Origin of the sequence: Novosphingobium guangzhouense (genome assembly GCF_002896965.1) — a bacterium.
Classification (GTDB): Bacteria; Pseudomonadota; Alphaproteobacteria; order Sphingomonadales; family Sphingomonadaceae; genus Novosphingobium; species Novosphingobium guangzhouense.
Map to the genome: position 1 here is coordinate 39,553 of NZ_LYMM01000014.1, position 20,038 is coordinate 59,590.

The following is a 20,038-nucleotide window of genomic DNA, read 5'->3' on the forward strand; positions in this document are numbered from 1 at the left end:
CCTCACCGGTTACGATTGGCGTTGGCGCCCGCGGCATCGCGGGCGTCGCGGTCGCGCTGGCGCAGGACCCCGGCATAGCTCGCGGAGAGGTTCGCCTGGTTCATCGCGGCCATGTAGGACTGGCGCATCTGCGCGCGCTGGCGCAGCACCTCGTCCCGGAGTTCGCGAAGCTGCTCGATACCCTTGGTGAGAATCCGCGTCTGGCACACGTTCGTGTTCTCGGCATCGGCCGCGCCCGCCGTGGTGACGCCGCGCTCGGCGTTCTGGAGGGCGAAGTCGATCGAACGGGTCAAGTCGTTGAGCATCTGGTAGGCGAGGGTGAGGGCGACCAGTTCGTCGGTGTCGGCGATCACGCTGTCGGTCAGGCCCTGGCGGACGCCCCATTCAAGCAGGCGATAGACTGGCAGGGTCCGCACGTTGGCGACAAACTGCTTCTCCTCGCTCGTCAGCGCCGAGCGGGTGCGGATCTTCGCGGCGACCGATTCCATCTTCTCGCGCGCCAGCACCAGCGCGCCGCGCCCGCTGCCGTTCACCGAACAGTCCGAGGCGGTGGCGGGAATGTTGAGCGCACGGGTCGGCACGCGGCCGGTCAGGAAATCGTCCGCGCTTTCGGTGTCCTGGTGCGGGCAGGCGGGAATGGCCGAGAACACCGGCACCTTGTCGTTCGCATCCCAGCGCATGTAGACGTCGCCGACCCGGGCCCGCATGACGCCCGCCCAGTCCGAAGCGCCGACTCGGGCGGCGGCATGCGCGAGGAGCGAGCCGGTCTTGAAGATCTCGGTGACCTCCGCCGGGCAATTCTCGAGCGCGTCCTTCAGGTCCTCGGTCGGATTGCCCTTGTTCGCCTGGATCTTCTCGCGGCTCTGCTGCCAGCTGTTGGCATAGCCCTCGCGGATCGACTTGTAGCCGGTCATCTCCTCGAGGATCCCCGACATGTTGTCGTCGCCCTTGGCGATCTGAACCATGCGGTTGGCAAGACGGCAGTCGTTCACCTGGATCGAGTTCAGGTAATTGGTCGCGGCCTCCATCTTTGAAATTATATTCCCCATCTTCTCGTCGAGGGTTTCCAGCAGATACTGGAAGGCGACTGCGGGCGCGGCCTGGAGGATCGTCTCCAGCTTCTCGACGAGATATTCCGGATCGAGGAACGACATACCGCCGAGGAACATGTCGATGCCGCCGCAGCCCGCCTTCACCTTGGGGAGCGTCAGGCTCATGAGATAGTCGTCATGGACATCGACCCGGCCCGACATCCCGCCCGCGGTCACGTAGCCGCGGGTCTGGTCCTCGAAACTTCCGGGCGATGTGTAGGTGACATTGTCGAACCAGCTTTCTGCCCAGCTCTGCGCATGGGCGGGAACCGCTTGGCCGCACGACGCGACCACCAGGAAGAGTACTAAGGCAGGAGCGCGACGGTTCAGGCGGCGTGGATTACATTCCATGGCGGGCATCCCGGTGAGGTGGAAAGGTGACGCGGCCCCGCCATGATCAGCGTCCCTTCGGGTTGGAAGAGGAGGCCGGCGCCCTCACGCCGACGATCCCGGTGAATTTGGACATGGCGCGTACGCTGACGGCGGTCCGCGCCCCGGTCAGCATCCGGGCCGCGAGCCAGGCGTTACGCGCGATATTCGGTGCATGGTCCGTGCCGATGGCGATGGGCACCATGCGGTTCGGGTCCGTGGCAGCGCGGACCCATGCGACCGGGCTGCCGACCCAGGGGAGCCCCAGGCGCCCCGAGCGCAGCATCGCCTCCTCGGCGCCGATGGTCCGCACCTGCCAGCCATAGCGGGCGCGGAATGCGAGCAGCTTCGACCACAGATCGGCGCAGGGCAGGCAACCGGGCGCGGTGCTCATCTCGATCACATAGAGCGAGGCCTGGCCACGTAGCATGGTTTCGAAGTCGGGGGGAAAGGCGTGTGTGACCGGAGCGCGCGATAGCCACTGTCGCATGTCGGCGGCGGTCGATACCGGGTGAATGGCGGCCCGCCTGGCGACGTCCCTGGTCCCCGTCTGCTGTGCTGAAGCCGGGTTCGCCGCGCAAAATCCTGCGGTGATCAGCAGGGCGTATCCAAGGCGCACGCGCAGCCTCATAGTTTAGGCTCCCGCACATCGATAAGATCGCCGCCGATCACGCGCGGATCGGTCGAGGAGACCGGCCCATTGGCGAGCGCATCGAAGAAGCCGTCTTCCTCACCCGCGGCGGTCAGCCACTGCTCGGGCCGGATATCGCCGCTCAACAGCCGCACCGCCTGGTAGGCCATCTGCACGATGTTGGGGTATGTCTCGACGCCGGCGGCGATGACCATGCGCTGCGCGCTGTTCCGGCGAATGACCATGGTCGTCGGTGTCACCTCGACCCCGAAGCGCTGCCCAAGCTCAGGCTTGCGGTCGAGATCCATGAGGCTCACCTGCCAGCCCATCTCGTCCTGGAAGCGCTGGACGATCGGCCACTGCACACGGCAGTAGCCGCAGGACGCGCGCGCGAACATCACCAGCGCGAATTCTCCCGCCTTGGCGCGCAGATACTGCCGGCGCAGCTGGTCCTTCTGCGCGCCGAGCACATCGCGTGCTTCGCCGACCATCGGGTTCGCCGCCCTCGCATTGAGCTCGGGATGCGTGAGCATGGCGAGCTGGGTAACGCCCGCGAAGGCGCGGGCCTTGCGCCGCGCGAAGTCCTGCAGCCGCCAGAAGTCCGATACGGCCTCGACGGTAAGGACGGTTGCGGCATAGTCGCGCTGCTGCTCGATCAGCGTGCGGATCTTCGGCGGCGTCCAGGTCGCCAGTTCCGCCATCGGCGGGATCATCGGTTTCACCAGCGCGTCCGGATCAGCCTTCCCCTCCTTGGCCTTCTCCACCTCGGGCGGCGCCTCATACCACCAGTAGCCGTGGGTGCCGCTCTGCGCGCCTGCGCCGCCGGACGCTTGCGCCAGCACCGCCTGGGTGGGCAGCAACAGGGCGGCAAGGGCAAGCCGCCGTCTCACAGTAGCTTCTCCATCCGCGTCAGACGATCGATCGCGACCGGCCCGTAATAGCGGCTGTCGTATCCATCGGGATGCTGCGATCCGACGAAGATCATGCCCTCGGGAATGTGCGTGATGCCCGGGTGCCAGTGCGTCAGCGCCTTGCCGCCGCGGCCGACCGGCTTGCTGACGCCCATCAGGCGGCCGTTGCAATAGTACCAGCCATTGCCGGGCTGCCCGAGGCGACCAGCCTTCTCGATCATGACGATCGGCTCGCCCGGCATGCACAGCGCATATTTGGTGACATGGACGGGCCTTGGACCCGCCACCGGGTCCGACAGCATGAACGATACGAGATCGCCGCGCCCGATAGGGCCGGGCGCGCGATGCACCACCCAGGCATCGATCGACGGGGTCATCACCAGCGTCATGTGCGGCATCGCCCACCAGGCGAAGAGACCGATCGGGAGGACGATACCGTAAGCCTTGAACAGCTGCGCGGGGCGCGCCGGCTGGCCAAGGCCACTGGCGCCGAGCGCCACGGCGGCGCGCAGCGGCAGATCCATGGCCTCGCGCCAGAGCCGCTTACCGGCGCGCCAGGCGAGCGAGAGCATTCCGCACCTCCTCTCCGCCGCTGAGGCGGCCATATTCCTCGAGCAGCCCGGTAAGCGCCGCGTCGCCGAACACGAGATGCGGCGCGCGCAGGAGCACTTCGTCGCGCTCGCAATAGGGCTGGGTGGGATCGCCGGGCACCATCGCCAGCGCGGGTACCCGCGTGACGCCATGCTGGCGGAAGACCAGCGGATCGACGATCAGCTGCACATCGCGCATGGCGCAGGCGGGACCGTCGCAGCCCGGGTCTATGCGCAGGATCGCCGCCGACAGTTTCGCCATCGGCGCGACCTGCCGCATTCCGCCTGGCATCCCCCGAAACGCCATGACCCCGCCGACGCGCGCAAGTTGGCCCGCATACGTCCGCAGCGTCGCAACCGGCATCGCGGACGACACGAACAGCACCGGCACCCAGCGCTTCTCACTACCAGCGGAGACCACGCCGGCCAGCGCTGCGGCTTCGGGCTGTTCCAGTCCCAACGCCTGGGCGACGCGGCGACTGGCAGCTTCCCGCTCGGCGGCGAGCGCTTCGCGCGCCGCCGCGACATCCGCTTCCGCCCGTTTGACCATGGCAGGATCCGTCTTGCGGCGTTGGATACCTTCGAAAGCGCGGCGCTGTGTCGCGGCGTCAGGCTTCGCGCGCAGAACGGGCGAGGGGACCGCGGTGGCCTTCACCTTGCCGGCTGCGCGCTTGAGGCGCTCCATCGCTTCCGCGCCCTGTTCCTGGATCCGCGTGCGGGCGTTCTCCGGCTGTGCCTGCCCGGTCGCGGCCGGCGGCTCGCTTGCACCTGCCCCTATGGGGACACAGGCGAGGCAAGCCACGAGGAGGGCGCGCCTAGTTGCTGATCGTCTGCATATAGGCATCGATCTTGTCCTTCATGTCGATCTGGATTTCGCTCTGGGCACGCGCTTCGATCTCCTCGTAATATTCCGAGAGATCCATCTTGCTAAAATCGAGCGCCTGGAATTCTTCCGCCGTGAAGCCGCGGCAGTAAGGCTTCTTCGCCGTGCCCCAGCCCTTCGCGGCGAAGCTCTTGAGCTGCGGGCGCCCCTGTTCCTGGATGATGCGGCCGAGTTTGGTGTTGAAGCAGCAGTGGCCTTTCGCCTTCTGCACGCAGATGCCCAGGATCTTCGAGGAGCAATAGCTGCCGACCTCATGGCACATCCCCGAGCCGCGCAGCATGCCCACTTCCATGTCCTCCTGGTCGCAGCCCTGCAGCAGCACCTCGATCATGAAATTGACGGCAAGGCTGATCGCGATCGAGGTGGGATCGATGCCGACGATGATCGCGTTCGCCCCCGCACTTGCTGCCTGGCTTGCCGTCGCCCCCGCCTTGAAGGCGGTGTAGGCCGCTTTGAGCCCCGTGAAGACGCCCTTGGCGACGGCGATCTTGGTCGAGATCGACGAGATCGAACCGCCCATGCCGTCCTTGACGATCTTGCCCTTGTCCTTGCAGCAGTTCTGGAATGTGGTGCTGAGACCTGCGGGACGGCAGCGCGCGGCGCGGCCCGAAAATATCTCGATCGTCCCCAGGCAATTGCCGTCGGCATCGACTTCGCCATCGGCCTCGACCCCGGGATCGTCGAGCGCCGCTTCCTCGACGACGGGATTGGCACCGGTGTCGATGCAAGGGTTGGCAGAGCAGGCGGCTGCGCCGCCGCTCGCGGGAACCTCGCAGGCATATTGATCGCCGAGCGGGCAGTGAAGCGCACCTGCCGTGTCCGCCTCGCACGTCGTTTGGCCGATCGGGCACATCCATCCACCCGAAGCGGTCAGATGGCAGGTGGCCGTCTCGCCTTCGTCGGCCGCATCGCCGTTGCCGTCGAGATCAACGGCGCAAAGCTGCTGGGCGACGGCGCTCGCCGGGAACACCAGCACGCCGGTCATGAACAGCATGGCCGCTGCAAGGTGGGACCGCACGGCACTCATCGCACGGTGCTCGTGCAGACCATGTCCGCCCCGCCGAGGCGCACCGTTTGCATCATCACTGCCGCTTCGGGAAAATCATCGAGACAGCCGCAGCCCTGGACGAGCTCCTCGCCGTCCCCGGCCGGGCAGACGTTGCTGTCCTGGCAGGTGCGGTAGTAATAGTCCCAGCCTGTCGGATCGGTCTGCTTCGAACCGGTCACGCCATCGGGGGCGACTGCCGTGTTCCCTTCCGCCTTGCGGGTCTTGCAGATCGGCTCGCAGGCGCTGACGCTGCCGCGATCGGGCATGGAGAAGCTGCGGGTGGTGAGGCTGTAGCTGCCGTCGGCGTTCGCGATGCGATCGGCGAGCAGGGTCTCGGCCGAGTGATCGATGATATAGGCGCCGCGCGAGAGATCGGGCTCGGCCGCCGCTCCCAGATCGATGGTGCATCGGTAAGTCCGCTCGCGCAGGAAGAAATCGCGAGCGACCTGCGCGGTGCAGGCGCCGGTTCCGAACACCCGCGTCTGCGGCAGCGGGGATAGGCCGGTGTTGACCCCGCTGCGAAACGTCGTGACGCCGTCGACCACTTCATCCTGCAGCCGGCAGGCCTCGTTTGCCCCATAGCCGGAACAGGTATCTACAAGCTGCTCGCTCGTCTTGCAGCCGGTATCGACGCTGGCATCGATCGCGGCATAGGCTTCGCCGCCTTCGGCCACTGCGACGCGCAGCCAGATGTCATGGTCGCCTTGTGTCATCCGCGAGGTCAGATCGAGCGCGGGGTTCAGGTAGAACGCGCCCTTCTTCTCGCACTTGCCCGGCGGCAATCCCGTCCCGGTCCAGGTCTGCGGCCCGGAACCCAGCAGTTCGCCGTCGACACGGATCTGCGCCCAGTCGTCGGCGCCGAAACGGGTGAGCAGCACCTGGCGCAGGCGGTCGCTGTCCTTGACCCGCAGCGTCATATGGAAATCGAAGATCGAGCAGGATCCGCCCGAAAGACTGTTGTCGGACGGCGAGCCCATGAGAAAGGTGACGGCATCGCTGCCCGTCACGGAGGTCGCATAGCCACCCGCGACCCGGTCGATGATCTTCTCGATGGTGATTTCATCCTGGGTGATCTGCCGGGTAATGGTGCAACTGCGGCTGACTTCGGACGTGCCGGTGCCGGTCGAGGAGGCGGCGAGTGCCTGGAATACGCTGCTCGCCTGGGCGGCGGCGGAGGCGTCGCTCGAGATGGCGCCCGGATTGCTCTTGTACGCGGTGGCGCCGACAGCGGACTGCGCTGTGCACGAGGTCGTCTGGGCGCCGGTGTAGCGGATGACCGGCCCATCGATCGACGCTTGCGAAATGGCGATGCGCGCGTCCGCAGTGGTGAGCGCGCCGACCACGCCGCCCCCGAGGTCCGTCAGCACCGAGGCGATGTTGCCCCACACCAGGTTGTTGCCGCAGCTGTTGTTGACGCAGTAACAGCCGGCAAGCTCGGTCAGCTCGACTTCGCTGAGCTTGAGAGACCCGGACGTCGCGGTGTCCCAGCGGAAGAACCGGCAGGCATCCCACGTCCCCGGCGTGCAGGAGATGATCCCGTTGGCGCAGATGCCCGAAGTCACTACGGGTACCATCAGCGCCTCGTCGAAGCTGCCGTCGAGATCGCTGTCCCGCGAAATGCTGAGTGTGCCGATATCGCCGGTGGCATTCGGCTGCGCAAGCAGTTCCAGATAGGTCGCGGTCTTCTGGCAGGCGAGATCGGGCGTGAACGCTTTGGAGGAGTCTATCGTGGTGATGCTCCGGCCCGCCATCCCCGGCGTCACGTAGTTGTCGAGCAGTGCATCGCTGTCCGCGCTTTTGGCGCGCGCGGCGGCGGCCGCGGCGCGGGCGCGGTCCTCCGGCGTCTGCGCGTACAGCGGCACGGACAGGCCGAGCACCATGGCGAGGGAGAGGGCACGCGTCTTCATGGCTGGATCTCGCCTGGCGCCAGCCTGCGCGATCCGCGCCGCAAACGGAACAGCAGGACACCGCCGTCGGTGAGCGGCCTCTCGGCCCTGAACACGGCCTGCCCCTCGAAGACGGTCAGCGTGGCCGCGACGACAGACGGCGAGGAGGGGAGCACCGCCTGTCCATCGTCTGTATCCAAGGCCACGCCGACCGCCCGACCGCCGCCGCAGGGGGGAAACGGCGCCGGTCTGGCCGCGATGGAAACGCCGGGTGTGATGGGCTGACGGGCAGGCCACCGGCTGATCCCGGGCGTTTTCACGCGGTTGTCGGAAGGCGACCTGCTCACGGCGTCGATACCCCGGCGCAGCAGATCGTCTTTTCAAAGAGCATGAACTGGGCGTTGTCCTTGCCGGGCGCGTGCTTTGCGCTGGTCCAGAGCGCGCCGGGCCGGCCGACATTGACGCAGCTGCCGCCCTTGACCGGCTCCATCAGCTGGAACTTGTAGCGGCTCTTGGTCCACACCGGTTGGGGGATGAAGGAGCAGCCGTCGGCCGAACTGATTGTGAGCGCGCCGAGCCTCCCCATCATGAAGAGGCCGCGCGCGGCAAGACCCGCCCAGGCCTCGACGCTGTCCCCGAAATGAATGTCGCCCGCAACCGGATAAGTCGCGCCCCACGAACCCATGCACCAGAACAGCGGATCGACGACCTTGCCCGCGGCTGCGGCGGCGCTGTCGGCCATGCAGGCAAGCCCCGCGGCCGGATTGCCGAACAGGATCGCCTCGGGCTGGATGATCGCGGCGAGCGTCGCCGATTGCCAGGTTGGCAGAACTTCGGTGATGAGGGCGACGTCGAAGCCGTCGTCCTCGATGCACGGCAGGTCGGTGAACATGTCGAGCATCTTCCAGACCGGCGAGATGTAGTAGTGCATCTGCGCGAACATTTTGCGCGTGTTGGTGCCGTCGGCGAGGCTGCTCTGGCTCCCCTGCAGCTTGCCTCCGGTCGGCATGATGTCCGCGCCGAGCGCCATCATGCAGCCTGGCTCGGTCACCACGTCGATCATCCTGTTCGGCGACCAGAAACTGACCTTCACCCCGAACCAGAAGGTCACGCCCTTGCGACAGGCGCAGAGCGGCTTGGAGGCCGACTGGGCGTCGAGCGCCTTGCCGAGCGGTTCGCTGGGGCCGACCTTCACGCCGCCGATGGTGATCGGGAAGATGCAGTTCCAGCGCACCTTGGTGATCGGGTTGAACACCGTGCCCGCTTCGCATTTGGAGGCATGGGCGGGAGCCGCGACCGCCAGTGCGGCAAAGCCGCAACCCAGCGCGAGCAATCTGCGAAGCGACAATAGTTTCATCGCACTGCACTCCGGTCGGTTTTGCGCCTGTCGACTTCGGTAAGCACGAGCTTCTGGCCGTCCTGCGCGACGATCACCGGCGCGACGGTCAGGCCGAGCCGCGCCTTGACGCGCTCCTCGAGCAGGAACAGCGCGCGGCCATGGCGTTCGCCGAGCGTGATCGCATCGGCATCGCCGGGGCTGTCGGCTGCGAGCAGGATGAAGTCGGCGGGCTTTGTGGTGCGCAGCGCCCAGTCAAGCTCGCGCGGATGCACGACGATCAGCCGCTGGGGCAGCGACACGTAGGCGAGCGGATTGAAGCTGTAGCCCTTTGCATAGAGCAGCTTGCCCTCTGGCAAGCGGATACCCTGGTCGAGCGTATAGAAAGGGACCACCGTGCGGGTCCGATCCGCGCGGGAAATTCCGAGCGACGCCGCCTTCATCGCCGACCAGCGCTCGCGCGGGCCGAAGGCCGTCGTCATATCGGGAACGCGCGCGGCCTGGCCCTCGATCTCGCTCAGCGCATCGGGTTCGGCGATTGGCCAGGTGCGACCGATGGTGCTGGTCGCGGCCAGGACGGCCGTTGGGGTCGCGACGATAGCGGCAAGCGATACCAATGTGCGCATTGCATGACGACATGCAGAACTAGCGACCATGGCGACGCCTCCATCCAGGCTGGCCGCCATTGCGATCCTCGCCGATCGCAGCACTGATCAGCGCTGCAGTCGCAATGATCGCGGTGACTACGACGAGCAGACGGAACCGATCGGGCACGGAGGGCAGCTGCCAGGCGATCGAGGACTGCACCAGCAGCAGGCCCTGGCTGCCGACCAGCAGGCGGATAGGCCCAGGGGCCGGTGTCGAGGAGAAGATACCGTTCACCGCTGCCTCCATCGCCGGACCAGCGCCTCGAGGCACCTGCCCGTCTCGTGCCAGGGGACAAGGATCAGACCGGAACTCGCCGCGCCAAGGCCGGCGATCACGCCGATCGCGACGGCGCCCTGGAACGGAGCATCGAGGGTTCCGGCGAGGGCAAAGGCCAGAAGCGACGCGTTCGCGATGCTGACACCCAGAAGATTGAAGCAGTTCAGCCGCGCATAGCGCCGTTCCGCTGCGATCACCGTCACGATGGCGCTTGCCACCGCTTCCATGCCTATCACCTGGTTCTCCAGGCTTCGCGCACAGGCGAGAAGGTCGCGAAGATCGCGGGCTGGATCGCCCTTCGCGCTCATCGTGCCCTCCACCGCCGCAAGTGCGACACCAGCTTTCCACAGGCGCCGGAAAGACCGATCAGCAGCATTCCGCTCGAAAAGCAGGCGGCTGCGACGATGATCCCGGCGCGCAGCGCGGGCAGAACGGGCTGCTGCAGCGCGATGCCGGCGATCGTCACCAATGCGCCCATCATGAAAGTTTCGATAGCGACGAGCCGCAACCGCCAGCGAAAGGCGGCCGCTTCTGCTCGCTGGGCGACGCGCGCTTCGATGGCGGCCTGCACGGCCGGGTCCTGCTCCCAGTCGAGCAGCAGCTGGTCGGGATGCGGGGAGGGTGGGCGTGTCATGCCGAGGCCCCATCCGATTGGCCATCCCACTGGTGCCCCTGCCGGCCGGTGTCACCCAGGATCTGCATGGGTTCGACGCCGGCGAGTTCGCACACCGCTTCCAGCGGGCTGCGCCCGGCGCGCAGCAGTGCTTCGAAAGCCGCGACCTCGCCCGGCGCCGATGTGTTGATCCAGTAGCTGAAGGGATCGACCACCAGTCGCGCAATGCCGAGGCCAAGCGGCGAATCTATGAACACTTCGGAATAGTTCGGCTTGGCGTTGCGGACCGATTTGAGGAGATCGAGGACGAAGCCCGAATAATCGAGGATCTTGTTGTCGACCGCCTTGTCGTAGGTCGAGCCCTGCAGCAGGAACTTCGTCGCTGCGTTCTCGAGGATCACCTGGCCGGTGCCGCCGAACAGCGTCAGATCGTTCATGCTCTGAAGGACGATGCCGAAGCTGCCCTGGTATTTGCGTGCCCGGCGATACCCCTGACCGAAGGCCTCGGCGAGCCGCGAGAGATCCTGCCCGTCGCTGCGGGTCATGAACTGGGCGGCCTCGTCGCACAGGACGAAGCGGGGACGGTCGCGATCGGAGAGATATAGCTCCTGGGTGACGGCGTTGACCACGACCATGACGATGACGTTGAAAAGGTCCGGCAGTGCCTTGAGCCGTTCGAGCTCGAGCACGACGAACTCGTCGCTGCGGATATCGAAGGTCGATGGGCCGTTGAAGAAATGGCCGTAGGCGCCCCCCGACCCGAAATCGCGCAGGTTGAAGGCGAGCTCGCGCGCGACGGGCACGAGATGCTCGACGCGGTCGAGGTCGGAGACAGCGTTCTCGGGATAGCGCCCCAGCCACTCGCGCACCGCATCGATGCCGTCCTCGCCGCGCCCGCCATTGACGGTCCACTGCACGGCGGACTTCAGCAGGTTCCACTGCGAGGTGGTGACCGGCTTGCGGGTGGCGGCATTGGCCATTTCCGCGACGATCGCGACCGCCATGGCGATCGCCGACTGCTTGTCTTCGCCATCGAGCGCGAGCCCCATGTCGAAGGGGTTGAGGACAAGCCGTTCCTCGCCGATGTCGATGTAGCGGCCACGGCACAGGGTGCAGAGCTTGCGATAGCTGCCGCCGATATCGATGATGCGGATGAGCGCGCCTTGCGCGTAATATTGCTGGCACAGGTTGTTGAGCAGGAAGCTCTTGCCCGCGCCGGACTCGGCCGAGACGATAAAGTTGTAGTTGTTGATCCTGGGATCGAAGAGATCGAGCGTGATAAGCTGGCCCTTGCGGCCGACGTAAAGCAGCGCCGGGCGACCGCCCCCGCGAAAATCGGTCTGGACCGGCGCCATCAGCGTGGCCGCCTTCACCGGCATCCGGAAGTCGCGCTCAAGCAGTTTCATGGTGCGCTTTTCAGGATAGAGCCCGAAGGGCAGGCTGGCGGCGAGCAGCACCGGCAGCAGATAGCTCTCCTCCTGGACCATGAAGGGTAGCGGTTCGGACTCCCACAGTCGCTTGGCGCGCGCGGCCATGTCGCGCGCCTGCGCCCGGTCACGGCCCAGCACCCACATGGTCGGGATCACCGAGACGAACCGGCTGTTCGAGGCCTCGTCGAGGATCCAGCCGATCTCCTCGATCTGCTTGCCGACCTCGACCGCGAAGCTGCCCGCTGCCTTCTGCGCGGAAAGGATCTGCGCGCGCTTGTGGATCTCGAATTGCGAATGGTCGAACAATACCGAGAGACAGGAGAGGAACGGCCCACCGATCTGGTCGCTGTCTTCGGCGCTCCCGCGCATCCCGCCCATCAGCCGGTTGGCGCGCTCGGCGGTGATGCGCCGCGCGGGCGCCTTGGGCGTCAGGCAACGTGCGACCTGGTTGCCGAGGAAAACTTCCGGCCCCTCGAAAAAGAGGTCGGGCCCCGCCTCGATGATCTGGCGCGCCACCGAGGGCGCGGGCATGTCGCCGACGCCGTCCTGCAGGAACACACCGGGCGCAGACGCGAACACGCCGTTGAAGATCCGCCGGTAGAAACTGACAAGCTCGGATGGCGGCAGGCGGCGGATGCCCATCTTCGCCAGTTGCTCCTCGACCTGCCGGCGCAGATCGGCGCCCAGCTTCACCCGCGTCTTCACCGCGAGGAACAGGCGAAAGTCACGCACCGGGATACCGTGCAGGGAGTCGAGCCCGCGGGTGCCGGCGCGCAAATAGTCTGCGGTCCGCCGCGCCGAGGCCTGCACCAGTGGATCAGGCCGGACCTTGAGGTCGAGGTAAGCATCGAGCGCGGGATCGATCAGCGGATCGGCGAAGGTGATGAGCTGCAGCACCGTCCCTTCGGGGAAGTGGATGTTGAGCAGTCCGAGCAGCGCCTGCTGGACATGGGCGAACATGTAGGCGGCGGGTACGAGCTCCCAGGCCTGGCCCCAGCCATCGTCGATGCACAGGAACGCCTCTTCCTCCTCGACCCAGGCCAGCATCGGCAGGAAGTCGGAATAGGCATCGCGCGTCACCGCCGCGCGCAGGCGCCGGTAGCTGAGACCGCCCCTGGCATCCCGCGCGCTCATGGCCGGCTCTCCGGTTCGAGGGCGTCGTGGCGTGCACCGGCGGCCGGCTCAGTGCTTCCTGCCGGGACGCTTTCGCGCGTGGTGCGCAGCACCGGCGGCGCGGGAACCCGGCCGCCGGGTTCGACGAGATAGTCGCCGACGACCCATGCGGGCCTGTCGACGATCGAATAGATGTAGCGCGGCATGTAGAGGCGACCCGGCCGCTGTTTGTCCGCATAGGGCAGGATCAGCGTGCGCACCGTTCGCGAGGGCCGCAGCATCGGCGAGGACGGGCTCTCGACCACTGCGCCGATGTTGGTGGCAGCGGGTTCGGCAAGGGCAGGGATCTTCGCATCGCGGCGCTTAGGCTCAGCTGCCCCTGACGCTTTTCCGGTCCGAAGCAGCTTGCGATCGTTGGTGACGGCCGGATCGGACTTGGAAGATCTTCCGGCCAGCGCGTCGGCATAGGCCTGGTCGGGATGGATGCACTGGCCATGGTCGCTGTTCTTGCAGGAGAACTTCTCGCTGTAGGGCGACATCACCGAGCCGACCGCCGCGCAGCCCGATAGGGACAGGCCAATGAGGGGGAAGGGGAGAGCCAGCAATGCGGGACGTAGCATGGTCATGTTCCTGTCTCCGGTTGGCGAGGGTCAGAATTTGGCGGCGGCGCCGGGTTTGATCTCGAGGGTGACGCCCTCCTGGATCACCACGACGACGTCCTTGGCGGCGCCGACCTCGACGATGGGGCCTGCCTGCCGGGCGAGATCGAGATAGAAATCGGTGAGCTTGTCCGAGGACTTGGACAGTCCCCCGGCGATGCCGGTCTTGGCGGCGTCCGCGGCATCGAGAGTGCGCACCGAGCCCAGCGCGGAGGTCGACGTGCTGCCGAACGTGCTCTCGACCGATTGCGAAATGCCGCTGATGGTGCCGGCGATGAAGGCACGGGCGAGCGTGGCGCCGGCGCGGGTCACAACCTTGCCCGAGAGGCCTTTCTTGCCGTCGGTGTCGACGAAGAAGCCTTTGACGGGCTGATCGACCACCGAATGCTCGTCGAAATCGACGCAGGACAGCGAGACGAGCTGGATTTCCACCCGCTCCTTGGCGAGGCTGCCGGTGGCGTTGCCGATGACGAAGCAGCCGGCAAGGTTCGCCTTGACCTCATTGGGCAGGACTGCGGGCGCCTGGACCCTCGCGATGATCGGCTCCGGATTGCTCGTCGCGTCCCGGCTCGCCAGCGCGTCGATCCCGGTCAGTAGCCGCGCCTTCATGAAACCAGGCGGTAAATAGATCGTCCGATTCTTTTTTTTGGACGAGACCGAGGCATCGGCCGCGCCTTGTGGCCCGCCCGTGCTTACGATCGCACCCGTCGCCGAGCCGATCGCGCCGATCGTCTTCTCGACCGGCGGGGCGGGCGGCGCCACAGATACGGGACCGGTCGGCGGTGCGGGCAATTTGTCGGCGTCCGCGGAAATGTCGCCGGTCTCGGGCGGATAGGGCAGGGCCGGGACGGTGTCCGGCAGCGCGGGCGGCAGATCGCCATCGCTGCCCTGGGAAGCCGTAGGCGACTTGCTGCCGGGAACCACCTTGCCTTCCTCGATGGCGCTGACGCGGTCTCCGAGCAGTTGCTGGCCGTCGAGCACTTTCTTGAGGTCGCCGCGCAGCTTCACCTCGAGGCTGTCGCCGCGTAGGCCCGCGCCCATGTTGAGCGAGGCGGCGGGATCGGCGCTCTTCACCTCTTCCTTACGGCCCGAGGCCATGTAGAGCGCGAAGCCGAGCGCACCGACGGCGGCGGCGACCGCGAGCTGGCGCGCGCGCAGCTTCTGCTTCGCGGACAGCCGTTCCCACTGTGTTTTCCAGTTGGGGAGACCAAAAGCTGTGCCAATCCCGGCACGGGCCAGCGCATCCTCGCCTTCGCGCACGGCCTGTTCGGCCAGGTGCGCCTGGTAGGCCGAGTGTTTATCCGGCGCGCCCGCCGCCCTGTCGTCCGGCCCGTTCATTGGACCGCTCCCCGGCGTACGACCACGAGGCGGGCGGTTTCTCCGGCCGCCAGGCGCACCCGGTCGAGGGTGATCGCGAAGATACGCTCACCGAGATTGGCATCGACCAGCTGGCGTTCGTCGAGCACGATCGGCGCGGCGGCCTGGAGCCGATATTCCGACGCGGAGAGCCCGGTGCCTTCGATGGCGATCCGGCGCTGCTCGGTCAGCGAAAGGGCGGGCAGAGACGCAAGCCGTATCGCCACGCCCGATGGCGCGACCTCACTGAAGGTCGCCGGGACATGATCGTCGAGGAGCGCCATCGTCACCGAAACCGCGCGGTCCTCGTCGGCGAGCGCGGCGAGCAGGTCGCTGTTCGCCTGCGCGCGCTGGCGCGCGCCGGGCACAAGCAGCACGGTCTGCGCCGGGATCTCGGCGGGCTCGGCATAAAGCGGATAGGTCGCGCCGTTGCAGGTGACGAAGAATTCCGCAGGCTGGGTCACATAGGTCCGCGTGACCTGGCCGGCATCGTCGACCTCGCGGGTCAGGAACTTGATCCAGGCGTCGCCGCCGCCCTTCTCGACGGCGAGCCCCTTCTCGGCCGAGAACTTGACGTCCTCGATCTCGCCGCCTTCGCACACGACATGATTGATGTCGCGGTTGGAGAGCCGGATATGGCTGGTTTGGTCCGGCAGAGCCTGGATACCCTGTGCCGATGCCGGCGCTGCCAGGAGCAGCAGGCAAAGCATCGGGGCGCGGCGCAGCGACGCGCAGGGGTCAGCGTGTTTCAGCATCGAACTGTTCCTCGGAAAGACGGGTCAGCCAGAAGCGGCCATTCTCGATCCGGTAACCGATCCGCAGAATGCCCCGGAATTTGCGGATCACCCCGCCGATGACGCGGACTTTCTCGACCGGCACGAGAATCTCATGCGGCGTCCAGCGCACCGGCTGATCACCCCGGATGTAGGTAGCGATCGACAGGGTCGGGTTATCGGCCAGTTCGTCGAGCACGCCGTTCAGGCTGTCGCGCATCGCGCCGTAGGCGGATGGATGGACAAGCCCGAGCAGCTCCTGGAACTGGCGGTCGGCCGAATAGGCCGACCAGGTTCCCGACAGCGCGACGATGTTGCGCGTCATCGCGACGAGGTACGCTTCGGACGGCTTGCTGCCCGAGACGTAGAGGTCACCGGACGCGCCAAAGGGAACGACCACGGTGCGCGCGTTCTGGTTGGTCGTGTAGATGACCGCTCCCAGCACGAGCGTGACGCCGAACATGCCGGCCACCGCGACCTTGAGCAGGCGGTTCTCCTCGAAGAGGTTGGCCGAGCCCTGCAGATAGCGATGGATGCCGAAACTCGCCGGTTTACCCAGCAGCGGATCTTCGGCCGCCCGCTTGTGTGAGAGGATACCCATCGCGCCTACTCGAAGAAGCGGGTCTGCGTCGGACCCGGATAGTGAGGGAAGGAGACCAGGCCCCAGCGCCAGGCGAGGTGGGACAGGTAGCCCCTGGGCTTGCTCCGCTTCCACGGGATGAAAAGGAGAAGGGCGGCGATGAGCGCCCAGCCGACAAATCCGCCCACGATCGCGGCCACGAACACGCTCGAGGTCGCGAGCAGGAACTCGTCCGATCCGAACCACAGGATCTGGACCGGCCGATGCAGATATCGCGGCAGGCGCTCGTCCATGTGCCCTTCTCCTCCTGCTTCATGACACCTTGCGAAGGTGTCGGTTTCCGGGGACCGACCATCGGCCCCCAGCACGGTGCCGGCGCGGGACGGACCTGGCCGGTCAGTCAGGTGCGCCCCGCGCCCGGCGTCTCAGACGACCATCCCGAAAGTCTGGAGGATGGAATCCGCCTTGATCAGGCAGACGGCCGCGACGATGGTCGGGATGCCGATCATGATGTTCGAGAAGAGGCGCGAGACGCCGAACAGGAAGGCGGCGACGCCGCCCACGAAGCCCAGCGGGCCCTTCACGCCCTTGTTCACGACGATATCGTAGATGTCGTAGCCGAGATCGCCCTGGGCCGGCGCCGAGAAGGCATGGGCCGGGCCGGCGATCAGGGCCATCACGCCCAAAGGGAGGCCGATATTCGCCGCGGCGAGAGCCTTGTTACCGAATGTACGCATCATGGCATTGCTCCAAAGAGGAGCCGTCCGGACATTCGCCTGCCGGCATCGACGGGGATCGGTGTCGGCCGGGGCGTCGGTGGACGGCTCCGTTAGCCCGCCGCCGCCGGCATCCTGGTTCACCCGCCCCGCCGGGATTGGCGCAGGCTGGATGCCCTCCGGAAAGAGATCGTCGCTATCTGCGACGGTGCGTGCGCGCTCAGCGCGGCGCATCGGTTGCGGCCTTCGCGAGCGCGGGCTTTGCGTGCCGGTCGAGGAACGCCTCGAGCTCGGCCTGCTGAAAGCCCGAGATGAGCTTGCCGTCCGCGATGAGGGTCGGCGTTCCCGAGACACCCACCCTGGCGACCAATTCGGCGTCTGCGGCGACCTTGTCGTGGCCGGCCGCGCACTGGCGCAGAACCGGCGGGGTCTGGCCTGAATAGGCAGTCCTGAACGCGGCCTCGCGATCGGGCGAGCACAGGATATGCTCCGCCTTCGCGGCGGCGGTCGGGTGGATGCCGCTCACGAAGAAGATCAGCCGCCGGACCGGCTTGCCTTCGGCTGCCTTGGCGCTCCAGTAGCGGTCGAGCGCCTGGCAGTAGGGGCAGTCGGGATCGGTGAACTCGATCACCGTCGGCGCATCGACCGGGCCGATCGCCAAGGCCTTGGCCGGATCGATCGCCTTCAGGCGCCGGCTCGCGCCCTGTTCCTGGGCAAGCGCTGTCAGGTTCACGCCATTACGATCGTAGACCGTGGCAAACAGCAGGTGTTCACTCTGCGGCGCGAAATAGATGATCTTGCCGCCCGCCGTGGCTTGATAGAGCGGGCCTTCGACCGGTGCGGGACCGAAGTCCTCGAAGCGCAGGTTGGTGAAGGTCTGGTGCAACTGCTGCTCGGCTTGCGCCTGCGCGTTGGCCAGCGGGTCACCGTGAGCCTGCGCTCGCGCAGCATCTTGGGGCTGGGCCGCGACATGTTCCGGTTCACCGGCATGGGCGGGGGCAGCCGACATGAGCGCCAGCGCTGCGACACCAGCCACACTACCAAATAAACCCGGCCGCTTCGGCCATGACGAATTCGTGGCTGAGTCTTCCCGCCGCGACGCAGCGCGCCCGGTTCCGGGCATAAGATGTAGCCTGACGGTCATCGCCAATTCACGAGGATTGTGGAACATTGGCACACGCCTCCTTCTTCCGGCGCGTGCGATTCCGCGCGCCGGTTTTCGTCATGCGGTTCTGGCTGGGAGCGTGGTTTGGGCTGCGCTCGCCTTCCCCGTGGTGATCGGATGGATGAAGGATGAAGCGAAGAAATAACCCGCACAATAGGCAGGGTACTGAGATGCCGGTTCGGAAATACAGTGCCGGAATCGGCACGTCAGTTCCGCTTTTCATGCCCCGCCACGTGGATTTTACCGTCTTGTCTGTGGGAGCACTGTCGCACGACGGTTCGCTTCGATTGCGAATCAGCCAGGGAGCCTCGGCATGAGGACTTCGAGAACATACAAGCTGCAGCTCTCAGGGCAGGGCATCGACCAGTTCCTCGCCTGCCATTGCCGGGTCGCACGCCTGGCGAAGGAATTCATCCCCTATGGCATGACCCTCTATGTCGCTATGAGTCTACTCGACGCCAGCGACCCGGCCGATATCGCCGCCGAACTGGAATCCCCGATGTGCAATGCGCTCGGTGGTTCCTCGAACCGCTTCGTGGGAACGACGTCACACCTTGCCGATCTCGTTGAACAGGTTGGCGCGCGCCTCGCCGATAGTGGTCACTGTGGTCGATCCATAGCGACATGGCGCCTTTATAATGCCGGGCTCAGTCTGCTGCTGAGTTCCGAGGACGGGGAGCTACAGGCCGCCTATCGAAGAGCCGCCCAGACCATTCCGGTTCGGCGATCGCGCTGATACCGACTATCTGTAGGGATTATTTGAATAATGCTTTCACCATGAAAGCGTTACCGGATTGACGTTTGGCGTAACGAACAACATTTTCTCCGAACTGGGCTGTGCACGGGAGCTTTGAGCCATTGGCAGGGAGATCTTGTCATGCCGCTTCAGGCGATGCCCACTGCACGCGATCCCTCGGTGCTTGCGACGATCAAGCTGATGTCGGGGAGACGGATAGAAATGCAACGGCGTACCGAAAAGATTACGCAGGAAGACTTCGCGGCCCGCGTCGGCATCGGCGCGCGCTGGCTGCGCGAGATCGAGGCCGGCAACCCCAAGTCGCGGCTCGACGATCACTTCCGCTGCGCGCATGCCCTCGGACTTTCCACCGGGCATCTCGTCATTCCGCTGCTGTTCATGGAACATCAGCGGGTCTTTCCCCGCGGCCTACTCGAAGGAGATCTCTCGAAGCTCGAAACCGTCTGCATAGATGCCATTGCCCGGCATAACCTCGACACGCTCTCGCACCAGCTCTTCGCACGCGATGCCGACCACACGCCCGACGACTAAACGATGATGTCGCCGGGAACGCGCCAGGGTGAGAAAGTCTATGCGGACCTTAAGGAAGCCGTGCTCTCTGGGCGCTATGCGTCCGACACGGAGCTGTCGATTGCGGCTATCGCCGAGGATATCGGGGCCGGCGGCTCACCGGTCCGCGACGGCTTGCATCGTCTTTATGGTGAGGGGCTCCTGCAGACGGGCCCGCATCGGGGATTTAGAGTGCCCAGCTGGAGTGCCGATGCGCTCAGAGATTGCTACACATGGCATGGTCATCTCATGCGCATGGCCATCAAGGCGATCGGACCAAAGGCGCTTCGGGAACCGGTGGCGCCCGAGGGATGGCTGACCGATTACAGCACTCCTGATCGCATCGTCGCGACCGCGGAGCGTATGTTTCTCACGCTGGCGAAAAGGTCCTCTTCCAACGAGCTCGTGGCCGCTGTCATCAACACAGGTGAACGCCTGCGCACCATCCGATTCGTCGAAACGGAACGCTGGTCGGACTGCGGCGACGAGCTTGTCTCTGCCAATGTATTGGCAAGATTTGAACCCGGAAGCAGGCTTCTGGAGGCTCTCTGGAACTATCACCGTCGCCGAATCCGGGCCGCCAATATGTTTTCTGAAGCGTTGAAATCGCGGTTACGAAGCTGAAATTGCGCCATAAAATGACAACCGATGCGTGTGA

At 66.0% G+C, this 20,038-nt stretch carries 25 protein-coding genes; 4 read left to right on the plus strand and 21 right to left on the minus strand.

What is annotated here, in order from left to right:
* Positions 1–2: 2 nt before the first annotated feature.
* The 21 genes from A8V01_RS04390 to A8V01_RS04490 all read right to left on the minus strand — a co-directional run bounded on the left by A8V01_RS04390 (position 3) and on the right by A8V01_RS04490 (position 17,918).
* Complete coding sequence (locus A8V01_RS04390; RefSeq protein WP_048939502.1) at positions 3–1,442, minus strand: conjugal transfer protein TraH; 1,440 nt, start codon at positions 1,440–1,442, stop codon at positions 3–5.
* A gap of 46 nt (positions 1,443–1,488) precedes the next feature.
* Positions 1,489–2,091 (minus strand): hypothetical protein, encoded by a 603-nt coding sequence (locus A8V01_RS04395; RefSeq protein WP_103094730.1) that lies wholly within the window; start codon positions 2,089–2,091, stop codon positions 1,489–1,491.
* Complete coding sequence (locus A8V01_RS04400) at positions 2,088–2,981, minus strand: conjugal transfer protein TraF (RefSeq protein ID WP_103094731.1); 894 nt, start codon at positions 2,979–2,981, stop codon at positions 2,088–2,090. Before A8V01_RS04400 ends, A8V01_RS04395 begins: the two co-directional genes overlap by 4 nt.
* On the minus strand, positions 2,978–3,574 hold the full coding sequence (locus A8V01_RS04405) for a S26 family signal peptidase (RefSeq protein WP_103094732.1): 597 nt from the start codon (positions 3,572–3,574) through the stop codon (positions 2,978–2,980). Before A8V01_RS04405 ends, A8V01_RS04400 begins: the two co-directional genes overlap by 4 nt.
* On the minus strand, positions 3,546–4,370 hold the full coding sequence (locus A8V01_RS04410) for a type-F conjugative transfer system pilin assembly protein TrbC (protein WP_103094814.1): 825 nt from the start codon (positions 4,368–4,370) through the stop codon (positions 3,546–3,548). Before A8V01_RS04410 ends, A8V01_RS04405 begins: the two co-directional genes overlap by 29 nt.
* 37 nt (positions 4,371–4,407) lie before the next feature.
* Positions 4,408–5,502: a conjugal transfer protein TraN gene (traN, locus tag A8V01_RS04415; protein ID WP_103094733.1), complete on the minus strand. Its 1,095-nt coding sequence runs from the start codon at positions 5,500–5,502 to the stop codon at positions 4,408–4,410.
* On the minus strand, positions 5,499–7,430 hold the full coding sequence (locus A8V01_RS04420) for a hypothetical protein (RefSeq protein WP_103094734.1): 1,932 nt from the start codon (positions 7,428–7,430) through the stop codon (positions 5,499–5,501). The genes traN and A8V01_RS04420 overlap by 4 nt, the downstream gene beginning before the upstream one ends.
* Positions 7,427–7,615, minus strand: coding sequence for a hypothetical protein (locus A8V01_RS29110; protein ID WP_245892322.1), 189 nt, complete (start codon positions 7,613–7,615; stop codon positions 7,427–7,429). Before A8V01_RS29110 ends, A8V01_RS04420 begins: the two co-directional genes overlap by 4 nt.
* A gap of 137 nt (positions 7,616–7,752) precedes the next feature.
* Complete coding sequence (locus tag A8V01_RS04430; RefSeq protein WP_103094736.1) at positions 7,753–8,766, minus strand: TraU family protein; 1,014 nt, start codon at positions 8,764–8,766, stop codon at positions 7,753–7,755.
* Positions 8,763–9,371, minus strand: coding sequence for a conjugal transfer protein TraW (locus tag A8V01_RS04435; RefSeq protein WP_103094737.1), 609 nt, complete (start codon positions 9,369–9,371; stop codon positions 8,763–8,765). Before A8V01_RS04435 ends, A8V01_RS04430 begins: the two co-directional genes overlap by 4 nt.
* Before the next feature lie 19 nt (positions 9,372–9,390).
* Positions 9,391–9,627, minus strand: a complete 237-nt coding sequence (locus A8V01_RS04440) for a hypothetical protein (protein ID WP_103094815.1) — start codon at positions 9,625–9,627, stop codon at positions 9,391–9,393.
* Positions 9,624–9,977 (minus strand): hypothetical protein, encoded by a 354-nt coding sequence (locus A8V01_RS04445; protein ID WP_103094738.1) that lies wholly within the window; start codon positions 9,975–9,977, stop codon positions 9,624–9,626. Before A8V01_RS04445 ends, A8V01_RS04440 begins: the two co-directional genes overlap by 4 nt.
* Positions 9,974–10,303: a hypothetical protein gene (locus A8V01_RS04450; protein ID WP_103094739.1), complete on the minus strand. Its 330-nt coding sequence runs from the start codon at positions 10,301–10,303 to the stop codon at positions 9,974–9,976. Before A8V01_RS04450 ends, A8V01_RS04445 begins: the two co-directional genes overlap by 4 nt.
* Complete coding sequence (locus tag A8V01_RS04455) at positions 10,300–12,846, minus strand: TraC family protein (RefSeq protein WP_103094740.1); 2,547 nt, start codon at positions 12,844–12,846, stop codon at positions 10,300–10,302. Before A8V01_RS04455 ends, A8V01_RS04450 begins: the two co-directional genes overlap by 4 nt.
* Positions 12,843–13,451: a type IV conjugative transfer system lipoprotein TraV gene (gene traV / locus A8V01_RS04460; RefSeq protein ID WP_103094741.1), complete on the minus strand. Its 609-nt coding sequence runs from the start codon at positions 13,449–13,451 to the stop codon at positions 12,843–12,845. Before traV ends, A8V01_RS04455 begins: the two co-directional genes overlap by 4 nt.
* Before the next feature lie 24 nt (positions 13,452–13,475).
* Complete coding sequence (locus tag A8V01_RS04465) at positions 13,476–14,822, minus strand: TraB/VirB10 family protein (RefSeq protein WP_103094742.1); 1,347 nt, start codon at positions 14,820–14,822, stop codon at positions 13,476–13,478.
* Complete coding sequence (locus A8V01_RS04470) at positions 14,819–15,595, minus strand: type-F conjugative transfer system secretin TraK (protein WP_103094743.1); 777 nt, start codon at positions 15,593–15,595, stop codon at positions 14,819–14,821. The genes A8V01_RS04465 and A8V01_RS04470 overlap by 4 nt, the downstream gene beginning before the upstream one ends.
* Entirely contained in the window at positions 15,579–16,214 is a 636-nt protein-coding gene (locus tag A8V01_RS04475) for a TraE/TraK family type IV conjugative transfer system protein (RefSeq protein WP_103094744.1), read from the minus strand. Before A8V01_RS04475 ends, A8V01_RS04470 begins: the two co-directional genes overlap by 17 nt.
* 5 nt (positions 16,215–16,219) lie before the next feature.
* Positions 16,220–16,486: a type IV conjugative transfer system protein TraL gene (locus A8V01_RS04480; protein WP_103094745.1), complete on the minus strand. Its 267-nt coding sequence runs from the start codon at positions 16,484–16,486 to the stop codon at positions 16,220–16,222.
* A 132-nt stretch (positions 16,487–16,618) separates the two neighbouring features.
* Positions 16,619–16,933, minus strand: a complete 315-nt coding sequence (locus A8V01_RS28885) for a hypothetical protein (protein ID WP_029547519.1) — start codon at positions 16,931–16,933, stop codon at positions 16,619–16,621.
* Between the two features lie 196 nt (positions 16,934–17,129).
* Positions 17,130–17,918 (minus strand): DsbC family protein, encoded by a 789-nt coding sequence (locus A8V01_RS04490; protein WP_245892323.1) that lies wholly within the window; start codon positions 17,916–17,918, stop codon positions 17,130–17,132.
* Here A8V01_RS04490 and A8V01_RS28060 point away from each other — a divergent pair.
* The 4 genes from A8V01_RS28060 (at position 17,917) to A8V01_RS04505 (ending at position 20,004) form a co-directional block, all read left to right on the plus strand.
* Entirely contained in the window at positions 17,917–18,219 is a 303-nt protein-coding gene (locus A8V01_RS28060; protein WP_146037181.1) for a hypothetical protein, read from the plus strand. The two genes, A8V01_RS04490 and A8V01_RS28060, sit on opposite strands and share 2 nt — an antisense overlap.
* A 168-nt stretch (positions 18,220–18,387) precedes the next feature.
* Complete coding sequence (locus A8V01_RS04495) at positions 18,388–18,810, plus strand: hypothetical protein (protein WP_103094748.1); 423 nt, start codon at positions 18,388–18,390, stop codon at positions 18,808–18,810.
* Between the two features lie 141 nt (positions 18,811–18,951).
* Positions 18,952–19,362 (plus strand): helix-turn-helix domain-containing protein, encoded by a 411-nt coding sequence (locus tag A8V01_RS04500; RefSeq protein WP_010336447.1) that lies wholly within the window; start codon positions 18,952–18,954, stop codon positions 19,360–19,362.
* 3 nt (positions 19,363–19,365) lie between these two features.
* Positions 19,366–20,004, plus strand: coding sequence for a GntR family transcriptional regulator (locus A8V01_RS04505; protein WP_245892324.1), 639 nt, complete (start codon positions 19,366–19,368; stop codon positions 20,002–20,004).
* The last annotated feature ends 34 nt before the right edge of the window (positions 20,005–20,038 follow it).